Annotated in this window: 12 protein-coding genes; 4 read left to right on the top strand and 8 right to left on the bottom strand. The window is 61.6% G+C overall.

Annotation, left to right across the window (positions count from 1 at the left end; translation table 11 throughout):
• Positions 1-46 precede the first annotated feature (46 nt).
• Complete coding sequence (locus ACQKPS_RS10095) at positions 47-655, top strand: 5-formyltetrahydrofolate cyclo-ligase (protein ID WP_254482549.1); 609 nt, start codon at positions 47-49, stop codon at positions 653-655.
• Positions 656-660: 5 nt separating this feature from the next.
• Here ACQKPS_RS10095 and ACQKPS_RS10090 read toward each other — a convergent pair whose 3' ends face one another.
• Positions 661-810 (bottom strand): hypothetical protein, encoded by a 150-nt coding sequence (locus tag ACQKPS_RS10090; RefSeq protein WP_283724638.1) that lies wholly within the window; start codon positions 808-810, stop codon positions 661-663.
• A 180-nt stretch (positions 811-990) separates the two neighbouring features.
• On the opposite strand from ACQKPS_RS10090, the gene ACQKPS_RS10085 reads away from it, so the two are divergent.
• Positions 991-1443, top strand: coding sequence for an EVE domain-containing protein (locus tag ACQKPS_RS10085; protein WP_313202451.1), 453 nt, complete (start codon positions 991-993; stop codon positions 1441-1443).
• 467 nt (positions 1444-1910) lie between these two features.
• Here the strand turns inward: ACQKPS_RS10085 and ACQKPS_RS10080 are convergent, their stop codons facing one another.
• Positions 1911-2315, bottom strand: a complete 405-nt coding sequence (locus ACQKPS_RS10080; protein ID WP_254482546.1) for a flagellar basal body-associated protein FliL — start codon at positions 2313-2315, stop codon at positions 1911-1913.
• A gap of 156 nt (positions 2316-2471) precedes the next feature.
• Here ACQKPS_RS10080 and ACQKPS_RS10075 point away from each other — a divergent pair, with 156 nt between their 5' ends.
• Positions 2472-3449: an NADPH:quinone oxidoreductase family protein gene (locus ACQKPS_RS10075; RefSeq protein ID WP_427603867.1), complete on the top strand. Its 978-nt coding sequence runs from the start codon at positions 2472-2474 to the stop codon at positions 3447-3449.
• A 94-nt stretch (positions 3450-3543) separates the two neighbouring features.
• On the opposite strand, the gene ACQKPS_RS10070 is transcribed toward ACQKPS_RS10075, so the two are convergent.
• The 5 genes from ACQKPS_RS10070 to trxA all read right to left on the bottom strand — a co-directional run bounded on the left by ACQKPS_RS10070 (position 3544) and on the right by trxA (position 8855).
• Positions 3544-4194: a gamma-glutamylcyclotransferase gene (locus tag ACQKPS_RS10070; protein WP_283724636.1), complete on the bottom strand. Its 651-nt coding sequence runs from the start codon at positions 4192-4194 to the stop codon at positions 3544-3546.
• Positions 4195-4440: 246 nt separating this feature from the next.
• Positions 4441-5409 carry a CDP-6-deoxy-delta-3,4-glucoseen reductase gene (locus tag ACQKPS_RS10065; RefSeq protein WP_054883902.1) on the bottom strand — a complete coding sequence of 323 codons (969 nt, stop codon included), beginning with the start codon at positions 5407-5409 and terminating at the stop codon, positions 4441-4443.
• Entirely contained in the window at positions 5409-6875 is a 1467-nt protein-coding gene (ubiD, locus tag ACQKPS_RS10060; protein ID WP_060513169.1) for a 4-hydroxy-3-polyprenylbenzoate decarboxylase, read from the bottom strand. The genes ACQKPS_RS10065 and ubiD overlap by 1 nt, the downstream gene beginning before the upstream one ends.
• Before the next feature lie 160 nt (positions 6876-7035).
• On the bottom strand, positions 7036-8295 hold the full coding sequence (rho, locus tag ACQKPS_RS10055; RefSeq protein ID WP_003253661.1) for a transcription termination factor Rho: 1260 nt from the start codon (positions 8293-8295) through the stop codon (positions 7036-7038).
• A gap of 230 nt (positions 8296-8525) precedes the next feature.
• Positions 8526-8855 carry a thioredoxin TrxA gene (gene trxA / locus ACQKPS_RS10050; protein ID WP_254482541.1) on the bottom strand — a complete coding sequence of 110 codons (330 nt, stop codon included), beginning with the start codon at positions 8853-8855 and terminating at the stop codon, positions 8526-8528.
• A gap of 242 nt (positions 8856-9097) precedes the next feature.
• Between trxA and ppx the strand changes: the two genes are divergently transcribed.
• Positions 9098-10600: an exopolyphosphatase gene (gene ppx, locus ACQKPS_RS10045; RefSeq protein WP_254482539.1), complete on the top strand. Its 1503-nt coding sequence runs from the start codon at positions 9098-9100 to the stop codon at positions 10598-10600.
• Here ppx and ppk1 read toward each other — a convergent pair.
• Positions 10587-12818 (bottom strand): polyphosphate kinase 1, encoded by a 2232-nt coding sequence (gene ppk1, locus ACQKPS_RS10040; protein ID WP_254482537.1) that lies wholly within the window; start codon positions 12816-12818, stop codon positions 10587-10589. The two genes, ppx and ppk1, sit on opposite strands and share 14 nt — an antisense overlap.
• Positions 12819-12998: the final 180 nt, after the last annotated feature.

The following is a 12998-nucleotide window of genomic DNA, read 5'->3' as shown; positions in this document are numbered from 1 at the left end:
GCCGAGCGCTCAGCTGGGCAATCCGACACCTGGGATAACCAGTGCCATGACCGAAACTGCGTCGCTTTCCCGCCCCCAGCTTCGTCGCCTGCTTCGCAATGCCCGCCGCGCCCTGACACCCGCACAGCAGCACCAGGCCTCACGCGGCCTGTACCGCCAATTGGCGCAGCACCCCTTGTTCCGCCGCGCCCGGCATATCGCCCTGTACCTGCCCAACGACGGTGAAATCGACCCGAGCCTGCTGCTGCGCGAGGCCCAGCGCCGGGGCAAGCGCACTTACCTGCCGGTACTGCATGCCTGGCCACGCACGCGCATGGTGTTCCAGCGTTTCGAGCAGGGCGAAAAACTCAAGCGCAATCGGTTCCGAATCGCTGAGCCATTGACCGACCGTCGGCGCCAGCGCCCGATCTGGTCGTTGGATCTGATCCTGTTGCCACTGGTCGGCTTCGATGAGGTCGGCGGGCGACTGGGCATGGGCGGGGGTTTCTACGACCGTAGCCTGGCCTACCAGGCACGTCGCAAGACCTGGAAGAAACCATTGCTGCTGGGGCTGGCGCATGAATGCCAGAAGGTCGAGCGACTGGCGCAAGCCAGTTGGGATGTACCACTGCAGGGGACGGTCAGCGACCGCGGCTGGTACCTGGCGCCGAACTGAGCGGCTCAGCGTTTCTGCGGGTTGGCGTCGACCGGCGTCTGATAGGCGGTATCCAGCTTGCGCTCCCAGATACCTTGGGCATAACCGGTGGTGACCACGCCAAGACCAAAGATGAAGACCAGGATCCACAGTAGATCCGGTTTGCGTTGATTCATCGAAGAATGCCCCCCCTAGGCATACGTTCAGGCTCGGCGACCTTCTAGGTGCCGCCGGAGCGTCTAGCTTTAAAATCGGCGCATTTTCCGACAACCTGAGCCGACAACGCAAACGTTGACGCCAACCGGCTGTCGGTTTCGTGCAACAGGTTATTTCAAACCTTTTCAGGAGCAGTACCCATGGCCTATTGGCTGATGAAATCCGAGCCCGACGAGCTCTCGATAGAAGGCCTTGGCCGCCTGGGCGAGGCGCGCTGGGATGGCGTACGCAACTACCAGGCGCGCAACTTCATACGGGCCATGGGCGTAGGCGACGAGTTTTTCTTTTACCACTCCAGCTGCCCGCAGCCGGGCATTGCCGGTATCGCCCGTATCACCACGGCGGCCTACCCGGACCCGACGGCACTGGACCCGGAAAGCCACTACTTCGACGCCAAGGCCAATGCCGAGAAGAACCCGTGGAGCGCAGTGGACGTAGCCCACGTGAAAACCTTCCGCCAGGTGCTGGGGCTGGGTTTGTTGAAGCAGCAGAGTGCGCTGGCAGAGCTACCGCTGGTGCAGAAAGGCTCGCGGCTGTCGGTGATGCCGGTGACTGAAGAGCAGTGGGCGGCGATCATTGCGCTGGCGCGCTGAACCGATTCCACACAGGCCAATAAAGACAAAGGGCGCCTTGCGGCGCCCTACTCACAGACAGGTAGGCTTGTTATCGCCTGTTACCTGCCCGGCTCTGTAATTGCTGGATAGACCAGGATCCGCAGAGTCTCACAAGCCCCTTTCGGGAACGCACTCAGTATGGTGCATCCTGCATGCCACTGACAACTGTCGGCACTGTTGCCGGATGTGTGAAGCCCAGCGCAAAGCTGACAGCTTCCCGTACAGCGGCAAAATGCTCAGGCTGCATCGTCAATACCACATACTCTCGGCCACCACCTCGGCGCGACTTGATGCGACACCTGTCCAATCTGGTTATAGAGACGGTGTAAACCATGTCGCCACTTGGCCCAGCATGCCAAAGCAGAGCCCGGCAGATAACTAGGCAACACGACATGATGCCTGGCCAAGCGCTCAGGCTCCGTCGTACTCAGTGGCACTATGTCAAATCACTGCACAATCAGGTTATTGAACAGAAGATCCTCGACAATCGGCTTGCCCTCTTCCGATTCCATCACCTGCTGCACCTGCTTCAACGCTTCCTGGCGCAGCTTTTCCTTGGCGTCGACGTTGCTCATGCTGTCCACCGTCTGCTGGGTGAACAATGCCACCAGCTGGTTGCGGATCAGTGGCTCCTGGTGCTTGACCGCAGCCGCTGCGGCGTCGCCCGTCACGCGCAGGGCCACATCGGCCTTGTACACGCGCAGCTTGGGGCTGCCATCAAGCGCGTAGTTGCCGACGAAGGGCGGGCTCAGGGTGATGTAGGCAACCTTCGGCTCCCCTTCCTTGGCTTCCTCGGCCATGGCCGCCGCTGGCAGCATCAGCGCCAGTACCATCAAGATCCACGCTTTCACGAATTCGCTCCTCAAAACAATTGGCGCCAGCTTACCCAGCATGCCGTTCAAACCCAAGCCCAGGCTTATGCCAGCACATCAGGGCGGGCCATGCTCGTTGACCCGGCAGACGACCCTCCTACACTTATCGGCCACTACACGCAAAGGAATAGCCCGATGAAAGCTGTGTTGTGCAAAACCCTGGGCCCAGCTCGTGACCTGGTGCTGGAGGATGTGGCCAGTCCGGTACCGAAGAAGAACGAGATCCTGCTCGATGTGCAGGCCGCCGGGGTCAACTTCCCCGACACGCTGATCATCGAAGGCAAATACCAGTTCCAACCACCCTTGCCTTTTTCACCGGGAGGCGAAGCCGCCGGGGTGATCGCAGCGGTTGGCGAACGGGCTGGGGCATTCAAAGTCGGCGACCGGGTGATGGCCCTGACCGGCTGGGGAGCATTTGCCGAGCAGGTGGCGGTGCCGTTCTACAACGTGATGCCAATCCCCGAGCACATGGATTTTGCCACCGCCGCCGCGTTCGGCATGACCTATGGCACGTCGATGCATGCACTGAAACAGCGCGGCCAGCTGCAGCCCGGCGAAACCCTGCTGGTGCTCGGTGCATCCGGTGGTGTTGGCTTGGCAGCGGTAGAAATTGGCAAGGCCATGGGCGCAAAAGTGATCGCCGCAGCCAGCAGCGCCGAGAAACTTGCCGTTGCCAAGGCCGCAGGGGCTGACGAAACGATCAACTACAGCCAGGCCAGCCTCAAGGAAGAGATCAAACGCCTGACCGGCGGCCAGGGTGTGGATGTGATCTACGACCCGGTGGGCGGCGAGCTGTTCGACCAGGCCGTGCGCGGACTGGCGTGGCAGGGCCGACTGCTGGTGGTGGGGTTTGCCAGCGGGACCATTCCGCAGATGGCGGCGAACCTGGTGCTACTCAAGGGGGCGGCAGTGCTTGGGGTGTTCTGGGGGGCGTTTGCCCAGCGCCAGCCCGAGGACAATGCGGCGAACTTCCGGCAGCTGTTTGCCTGGCATGCCGAGGGTAAGTTGAAGCCCTTGGTGTCAAAGACTTATCCACTGGCTGAAGCCGGGGCTGCCATTGAAGCCTTGGGCCAACGGCGGGCTGTGGGTAAGTTGGTGGTATTGGCCCAGTAAGGCAGGCCCGGCCTCTTCGCGGGCATGCCCGCTTCTACAGGATTGTGCGATCCCTGTGGGAGCGGGCATGCCCGCGAATGGGCCGTTAGCTTATTCACAACTCGCGCAGGTTATGGCAGCGCCGGAACCGCGCCTCGAGGTTGCGATCAGGCATCTGATGGCTGCGCAGCGCATTCAGTGTCTGCTCGACATAATCCCGCGTGGTGCCATAGCGCCCCTTGGCACTGGCCAGAATCTGGCTTAGCAAGGTGTCCGGCAGATCACCTGCATAGCATGGCAGGTGCCGCTCCAGCACAAACCCCAGCGCCTGCACCTTGCTGCCATCACCCAGCCGACAGTTGAGCCAGTGCGGCCGATAGGCCGGATAAGGCATCTCCCGCTGCCACAGGGCCATCAGCGAATCATCGAGGTTGCTGTCATCGAGGCGATAGGCAAAGCCGCTACAAGAACCGCCGCGATCCAGGCCAAAAACCAGGCCTGGCGTTTCCGGCGTACCCCGGTGCTCGTGCGACCACAGGTACAACCCGCGGTGATAACCATGCACTCGAGCCCGCTGGCGCTCCACGGAATTGCATTCCGGGCGCCAGATCAACGAACCATAGGCAAATAACCAGACCGGGCCACCTTCATGGCGAGACATGGTGGTTTGCATGGAGTTGAGCAATTGCTCACGGGTCAGTTGCTGGCCGAAGTCGAGCGTCGGTGGATATGTAACTTCCCAGGACAAACTTTCAAGTGCCGACATAAGCTGCCGCCATTATTCCCTGTGCACTACGTATAAAGCTGGAGGCGCTGGTGACGCGGCCTGAGCAGCCGCGCCACGGGCGCTTGCAGTAACCATAGGATACAACCGCAGCAATACTCAAGTCCCATGAACAGTGTTTCACGTACAGTTCCGACGACTGGGAAGTATTGATTCTCTGGGTGCGAAAGTTAATGGTCAAGGCGGTAACAATGACCGCCTTATACCCACTACTTCAAACTTCGGTTATTAAGCGCGTGGTGCGTAGGCAAACACATCGGCGCGCATGCGATGCGCATCCATGCCAGCCTCGACCAGGGCGTCGAGTGTGGCGTAGACCATGTTCGGCGAACCACTGGCATACACATGCACGGTATTGAGGTCTTTCACATCTTCACGCACCGCGTCGTGCAGCATGCCGCAACGCCCTTCCCAGCCACACAGGTCACTGACCACTTTGTGCAAGAACAGGTTGGGCAAGCGCTCCCATTCAGCCCAATGCTCAATGCTGTAGAAGTCTTCGGGGCGGCGCACGCCCCAGTACAGGTGCACCGGGTGCTTGAAGCCCTGGGCGCGGCAATGTTCGACCAGGCTGTGCATCTGGCCCATGCCGGTGCCTGCGGCAATCAGCACCAGTGGCCCGTCAGGCAGCTCGGCAAGGTGGGTATCGCCGAATGGCATCTCGATACGCGCCATGCGGTCACGCTGCAACTGCGCCAGCAACTGCAGCGCGCTAGCCTCGCGGCCCAGCACATGCAGCTCGAGCTCGCGCCCTGAATGTGGCGCAGAGGCCAGCGAAAAGGCCGCCGGCTTGCCGCCCTCGCGCTCGATCATCAGGTACTGCCCAGCATGGTAACGCGGCGGCTTGCCGGCTGGCGCCAGCAGGCGCACGCGCCAGACGTCGCCACCGACCTCGACGCATTCGCTCAGGCTGCACGCCAGTTTGCGCACTGGCAGCTCGCCCGGGGCCAGCACACCATCCCAGAGCAACACACAGTCCTCCAGCGGTTCGGCAATGCAGGTAAACAACTCGCCATGGTCACGGACCTCACCGTCCTGACGCACGCTTCCTTCGACCAACAACGCGGCACAGACATGGCAATTGCCATTGCGGCAGCTATTCGGGCAGTCATAGCCCAGCCGCCGCGCACCATCCAGGATCCGTTCCCCGGGTTCGAGCGCCAGCACCGCCCCGGACGGCTGCAACGTTACCTGCATCAATCTATTCCCAACTGATCCCACAGCTCATCGATACGGCGGGTGACGGCCTCGTCCTTGACGATAACCCGGCCCCATTCGCGTGTAGTCTCGCCCGGCCACTTGTGCGTGGCGTCCAGGCCCATCTTCGACCCCAGCCCCGATACCGGCGACGCGAAGTCGAGGTAATCGATCGGGGTGTTGTCGATCATCACCGTATCACGCTTGGGGTCCATGCGCGTGGTAATGGCCCAGATCACGTCGTTCCAGTCGCGAGCGTTGATGTCGTCGTCGGTGACGATAACGAACTTGGTGTACATGAACTGTCGCAGGAACGACCACACACCCAGCATCACGCGCTTGGCGTGGCCTGGGTACTGCTTTTTCATGGTCACCACCGCCATGCGGTACGAGCAGCCTTCAGGCGGCAGGTAGAAGTCGACGATTTCCGGGAACTGCTTCTGCAGGATCGGCACGAACACTTCGTTCAGTGCCACGCCCAGAATCGCCGGCTCATCCGGCGGCCGGCCCGTGTAGGTGCTGTGGTAGATCGGCTTTTGCCGGTGGGTGATGCGTTCGACGGTGAACACCGGGAAGCTGTCCACCTCGTTGTAATAGCCGGTGTGATCGCCGTAAGGGCCTTCCGGGGCCATTTCGCCTGGATGTATCACGCCTTCGAGGATGATCTCGGCAGTGGCGGGTACCTGCAGGTTGCTGCCACGGCACTTGACCAGCTCAGTACGATTGCCACGCAGCAGGCCGGCAAAGGCGTATTCGGAGAGGGTGTCCGGTACTGGCGTCACGGCGCCAAGGATGGTAGCCGGGTCAGCGCCCAGGGCCACGGCGACCGGGAACGGCTGGCCGGGGTTCTTTTCGCACCACTCACGGTAGTCGAGCGCGCCGCCTCGGTGGCTCAGCCAGCGCATGATCACCTTGTTGCGGCCGATCACCTGCTGGCGGTAGATGCCCAGGTTCTGGCGGTCCTTGTTCGGCCCACGCGTCACGGTCAGGCCCCAGGTGATGAGCGGCGCCACGTCGCCCGGCCAGCAGTGCTGGATCGGCAACTGGCCGAGGTCGACATCGTCACCCTCGACGACCACTTCCTGGCACACCGCGTCCTTGACCACCTTGGGTGCCATCGACACGACCTTCTTGAAGATCGGCAGCTTGGACCAGGCATCCTTGAGGCCTTTCGGCGGCTCGGGCTCCTTGAGGAAGGCCAGCAGTTTGCCGATCTCGCGCAGTTCGTCGACCGACTCGGCGCCCATGCCCATGGCCACGCGCTCTGGCGTGCCGAACAGGTTGCCAAGCACCGGAATGTCGAAGCCGGTGGGCTTTTCGAACAACAAGGCCGGCCCCTTGGCGCGCAGGGTGCGGTCGCAGACCTCGGTCATTTCCAGGACTGGGGAAATCGGAACCTGGATGCGCTTGAGTTCACCGCGCTGCTCCAGGCCACGGATGAAGTCGCGCAAATCGCGATACTGCATGCATGAGCCTCGTGTTGGCCGTATCGGTCGGGGTGCTGAGTGTAGCGCCGTTCGGGCCTTGTTTGGGGGCAAAAATGCATTGGGGCCGCTTCGCAGCCCTTCGCGCCGAACCGCCGCGAAGGGGCGCGAAGCGGCCCCAATCAATTCCGGCTAGAAACGCTTACTTACGCTTCATCGACAGGAAGAACTCGTCGTTGGTCTTGGTTTGCTTGAGTTTGTCGACCAGGAATTCGATGGCGGCGATCTCGTCCATCGGGTGCAGCAGCTTGCGCAGGATCCACATGCGCTGCAGTTCGTCGTCGGCGGTCAGCAACTCTTCGCGGCGGGTACCGGAACGGTTGATGTTGATGGCCGGGAACACACGCTTCTCTGCGATACGACGGTCCAGGGGCAGCTCCATGTTGCCGGTACCCTTGAACTCTTCGTAGATCACTTCGTCCATCTTCGAGCCGGTTTCAACCAGCGCGGTGGCGATAATCGTCAGCGAGCCACCTTCCTCGATGTTACGCGCGGCGCCGAAGAAACGCTTCGGCTTCTCCAGGGCGTGGGCGTCGACACCACCGGTCAGTACCTTGCCGGAGCTCGGGATCACGGTGTTGTAGGCACGCGCCAGACGGGTGATGGAGTCAAGCAGGATGACCACGTCCTTCTTGTGCTCGACCAGGCGCTTGGCCTTCTCGATCACCATCTCGGCAACCTGCACGTGGCGGGTTGGCGGCTCGTCGAAGGTCGAGGCGACCACTTCGCCGCGCACGGTGCGCTGCATTTCGGTCACTTCTTCAGGGCGCTCGTCGATCAGCAGGACGATCAGGTGGCACTCTGGGTTGTTACGAGTGATGTTCGCCGCGATGTTCTGCAGCATGATGGTCTTACCGGCTTTCGGCGGTGCGACGATCAGGCCACGCTGGCCTTTGCCAATCGGGGCGCACAGGTCGATGACGCGACCGGTCAAGTCCTCGGTGGAGCCGTTGCCGGCTTCCATCTTCAGGCGCTTGTTCGGGAACAGCGGCGTCAGGTTTTCGAAGAGGATCTTGTTCTTCGCGTTTTCCGGTCGGTCGAAGTTGATGGTGTCGACCTTCAGCAGGGCGAAGTAACGCTCCCCTTCCTTCGGTGGGCGGATCTTGCCGACGATGGTGTCGCCGGTACGCAGGTTGAAACGGCGGATCTGGCTTGGCGAGACGTAGATGTCGTCAGGGCCGGCCAGGTAGGACGCATCAGCCGAACGCAGGAAACCGAAACCATCCTGGAGAATCTCCAGCACGCCGTCACCCGAGATCTCTTCGCCGCTTTTCGCGTGCTTTTTGAGCAGGGCGAAAATCACGTCCTGTTTGCGCGAACGGGCCATGTTTTCGATGCCCATCTGTTCGGCCATTTCCAAAAGATCGGTAATCGGCTTTTGCTTGAGTTCAGTCAGGTTCATAAGGGGAGTGACGTAATCATGTAAGAAGGGAGAATTAAGCTTTGGCTTAATGAGGCCGCGCCGCTTGATGGCGACAGGATCGCGTACTGATTCGAATTAGGGATGCTTCGGCGACGGCGTGCAGAGGGCACTGAAGAAGCAGTGCGAGGCCGAATGTAACACTTGCTTTTTTCTGCGTCTAGTGCTCTGAAAAAGAAAAAACCCCGCATTTGCGGGGTTTTTTCTTCATATCACAGGTGGGCGTCGAGGAACGCGGCCAGCTGCGATTTGGAGAGAGCGCCGACCTTGGTGGCTTCGACGTTGCCGTTCTTGAACAGCATCAGGGTCGGAATGCCACGTACGCCGTGCTTGGCCGGGGTTTCCTGGTTGTCGTCGATGTTCAGCTTGGCGACGGTCAGTTTGCCCTCGTAGGAGGAAGCGATGTCGTCCAGAACCGGAGCGATCATCTTGCATGGACCGCACCATTCAGCCCAGTAGTCGACCAGCACCGGGCCTTGAGCCTGCAGGACTTCGGCATCGAAGGTGGCGTCGGTGACGTGTTTGATCAGATCGCTGCTCATGGATATCTCCAGGGTCGTAAGCAAAAAAACGTGGCCCATGATAGCGGCACCCAGGCCCTACAGGAAGTCACGGACGATTGAGTGTAACTATAGTTGTGCAAGACGCCACGAATCCAAACTGTCACACAAGTGTCATAGCATGGAATGGCACATTGCCTTGCATCAAGGCCCGGTGCGGTGCGCGTTGGCGTCAGCCAAGGATCGTGGCACGATTGCCGGGTTACCGACCGAGAACACACAGAATGCCGCATACCTCCGCGAAGAACCTGTCCCTGATCGCCGCCATCGACCTGGGCTCCAACAGCTTCCACATGGTCGTGGCCAAGGCTCACCACACCGAAATCCGCATTCTCGAGCGGCTCGGCGAGAAGGTTCAGCTGGCCGCCGGCATCGACGATGAGCGCAAGCTCAGCGAAGAAGCCATGGAGCGAGGCCTGGAATGCCTCAAGCGTTTTGCCCAACTGATCAACGGCATGCCGGCAGGCTCCGTGCGCATCGTCGGCACCAATGCCTTGCGCGAAGCGCGCAATCGCAACGAATTCATCCAGCGCGCCGAAACCATTCTCGGCCACCCGGTGGAAGTCATCTCCGGCCGTGAAGAGGCACGCCTGATCTACCTCGGCGTGTCGCACACCCTGGCCGACACACCCGGCAAGCGCCTGGTCGCCGACATCGGCGGCGGCAGTACCGAGTTCATCATCGGCCAGCGCTTCGAACCGCTGCTGCGCGAGAGCCTGCAGATGGGCTGCGTGAGCTTCACCCAGCGCTACTTCCGCGACGGCAAGATCACCCCGGCGCGCTACGCCCAGGCCTACACCGCCGCACGCCTGGAGCTGATGAGCATCGAAAACGCCCTGCATCGCCTGACTTGGGACGAGGCCATTGGCTCGTCCGGTACCATTCGCGCCATCGGCGCCGCAATCAAGGCCGGCGGCCTGGGCAACGGAGAGGTGAATGCCGAGGGCCTGGCCTGGGTCAAGCGCAAGCTGTTCAAGCTGGGCGAGGCCGACAAGATCGATTTCGAAGGCGTCAAGCCCGACCGGCGTACCATCTTCCCGGCCGGCCTGGCGATTCTAGAAGCCATTTTCGACGCCCTGGAGCTGCAGCGCATGGACCACTGCGACGGCGCCTTGCGCGAAGGCGTGCTGTTCGACCTGCTCGGCCGCCATCACCACGAGGATGTGCGCGAGCGCACCCTCAATTCACTGATGGAGCGTTATCACGTCGACCAGGGCCAGGCGGCACGCGTCGAACGCAAGGCACTGCACGCCTTCGACCAGGTGGCCAAGGCCTGGAAGCTTGAAGAAGGCAACTGGCGCGACCTGCTGGGCTGGGCGGCAAAAATCCATGAAATCGGCCTGGACATCGCCCACTACCATTATCACAAGCATGGCGCCTACCTGATCGAGCACTCCGACCTGGCGGGGTTTTCTCGCGACGAGCAGCAGATGATGGCGCTGCTGGTGCGCGGCCATCGGCGCAACATCCCCAAGGACAAGTTTTCCGAGTTCGGCGACGAAGCCGTGCAGCTGATCCGCCTGTGCGTGCTGCTGCGCTTCGCCATCTTGTTCCACCACATCCGTGGCAACCAGCAGATGCCCAAGGTAGAGCTGCAGGCCGGCGAAGACAGCCTTGAAGTGGTATTCCCTGAAGGCTGGCTGGAACAGAACCAGCTGACCCAGGCCGACTTCGCCAATGAGGCAGAGTGGCTGGCCCGGGTCGGCTTCGTCCTCAGCGTACGTTGAGGACCGGGTTGCTCAGGCGCTCCAGCAGGGTCGCCTGGGCACTGCGTGGGTTCTGGTTGCCGGTCGGGGTGCTGCGCACGTAGCGCCCGTCAGGCTGCAAGGTCCAGGCATGGGTGTTGTCGGTCAGGTAGCCTTCCAGCTCCTTTTTCACCCGCAGCAACAACTTCTTGCCCTCTACCGGGAAGCAAGTCTCGACGCGCTTGTCGAGGTTGCGTTCCATCCAGTCGGCACTGGACAGGTAGATCTGCTCTTCGCCGCCATTGAGGAAATAGAACACCCGCGTGTGCTCGAGGAAGCGGCCGATGATCGAGCGCACCTGGATGTTGTGCGAAACCCCCGGAATGCCTGGACGCAGGCAGCACATGCCGCGTACCACCAGATCGATCTTCACGCCCGACTGGCTGGCCTTGTACAGCGCCTTGATGACCTTGGCGTCGGTCAGCGAGTTGAACTTGGCGATGATGTGCGCCGGCTTGCCATCCAGGGCGAACTGAGTCTCCCGGGCGATCATGTCGAGCATGCCCTTCTTCAGGGTGAACGGCGCGTGCAGCAGCTTCTTCATGCGCAGGGTCTTGCCCATGCCGATCAACTGGCTGAACAGCTTGCCGACATCCTCGGTGAGGGCATCGTCGGAGGTCAGCAGGCTGTAGTCGGTGTACAGGCGGGCGTTACCGGCGTGGTAGTTGCCGGTACCGAGGTGCGCATAGCGCACGATCTCGCCCTGCTCGCGGCGCAGGATCAGCATCATCTTGGCGTGGGTCTTGAACCCGACCACACCGTAGATCACCACCGCACCAGCTGCCTGCAGGCGGCTGGCCATCTGCAGGTTGGACTCCTCGTCGAAGCGCGCGCGCAATTCGATCACCGCAGTGACCTCCTTGCCGTTGCGCGCCGCATCCACCAAGGCGTCGACGATTTCCGAGTTGGCCCCCGAACGGTACAGGGTCTGGCGCACGGCGAGCACGTGCGGGTCCTTGGCGGCCTGGCGCAGCAGGTCGATCACCGGGGTGAAGGACTCGAACGGGTGCATCAGCAGGATGTCCTGCTTGCCGATCACGCTGAAGATGTTGTCTGCGTTCTGCAGCAGCTTGGGAATCGCCGGGGTGAACGGCGTGTACTGCAGCTCCGGGTGGCTGTCGAGGCCAGTGATGCTGAACAGGCGGGTCAGGTTGACCGGGCCGTTGACCTGGTAGAGCTCGCTCTCGCTCAGGCTGAACTGTTTGAGCAGGTAGTCCGACAGGTGTTTCGGGCACGTGTCGGCAACTTCCAGTCGCACGGCATCGCCGTAGCGGCGCGAGAACAGTTCACCGCGCAGGGCACGGGCAAGGTCGTCGACCTCTTCGGAGTCCAGCGCCAGGTCGGCGTTACGGGTCAGTCGGAACTGGTAGCAGCCCTTCACCTTCATGCCCTGGAACAGGTCATCGGCGTGGGCGTGGATCATCGACGACAGGAAGACATAATTGTCGCCTGGGCCGCCTACGTCCTCCGGCACACGAATGACGCGCGGCAGCAGGCGTGGCGCCGGGATGATCGCCAGGCCGGAATCGCGGCCGAAGGCGTCGACCCCTTCGAGCTCGACGATGAAGTTCAGGCTCTTGTTCACCAGCAGTGGGAACGGGTGGGTCGGGTCGAGGCCGATCGGGGTGATGATCGGCGCGATCTCGTCGCGGAAGTAACGGCGCACCCAGGCCTTGAGCTTGGGCGTCCAGTAGCGGCGCCGAATGAAGCGGATGGCGTGCTTTTCCAGTTCCGGCAGCAGCACATCGTTGAGGATCGCGTACTGGCGCTCGACCTCGATGTGCACCAGCTCACTGATACGTGCCAGTGCCTGATGCGGCTGCAAACCATCGGCACCGGCCAGTTCGCGGGCGAAGTTGATCTGCTTCTTCAGGCCGGCGACGCGAATCTCGAAGAACTCGTCGAGGTTGCTGGAGAAGATCAGCAGGAATTTGAGGCGCTCGAGCAGCGGGTACGATTCGTCCAGCGCCTGTTCCAGCACACGGATGTTGAATTGCAGCTGGGAAAGTTCGCGATGAATGTACAGGCTGCTGTCGTCCAGGCTCGGGACGGCGATGGCCGGCGTCGGCGCCGGGGCCGGAGCGGCGACTTCGACCACCGGCTCGACGACCTCGGGCAGGTCTGGCGGGGTCTGTACCATCTGTTCGGGGACTGCCTGGGCATCCTTGATCGCGACAGGGGTTAGCACTTCATTATTCATCTGACGTTCCTGAGGACGTTAACGCCCTATGATCAATTGAGCGGCAAGATAAGCGCCCATTATGACGGCTGTGTTACCGCCTCGCGCAAGCCGCGACTTAAGGCTGCCGGTATTGTCCGTGTAGGAATTGTTCACGTCGAGACACATTTGGACACTTTCACGAATGCGCGCGAAGGGGTA

Source organism: Pseudomonas sp. NPDC086566, assembly GCF_050280885.1.
Taxonomy (GTDB): Bacteria; Pseudomonadota; Gammaproteobacteria; order Pseudomonadales; family Pseudomonadaceae; genus Aquipseudomonas; species Aquipseudomonas vlassakiae.
Note: the sequence above shows the minus strand (reverse complement) of the source record. Positions and strands in the feature narration are given on the sequence as shown.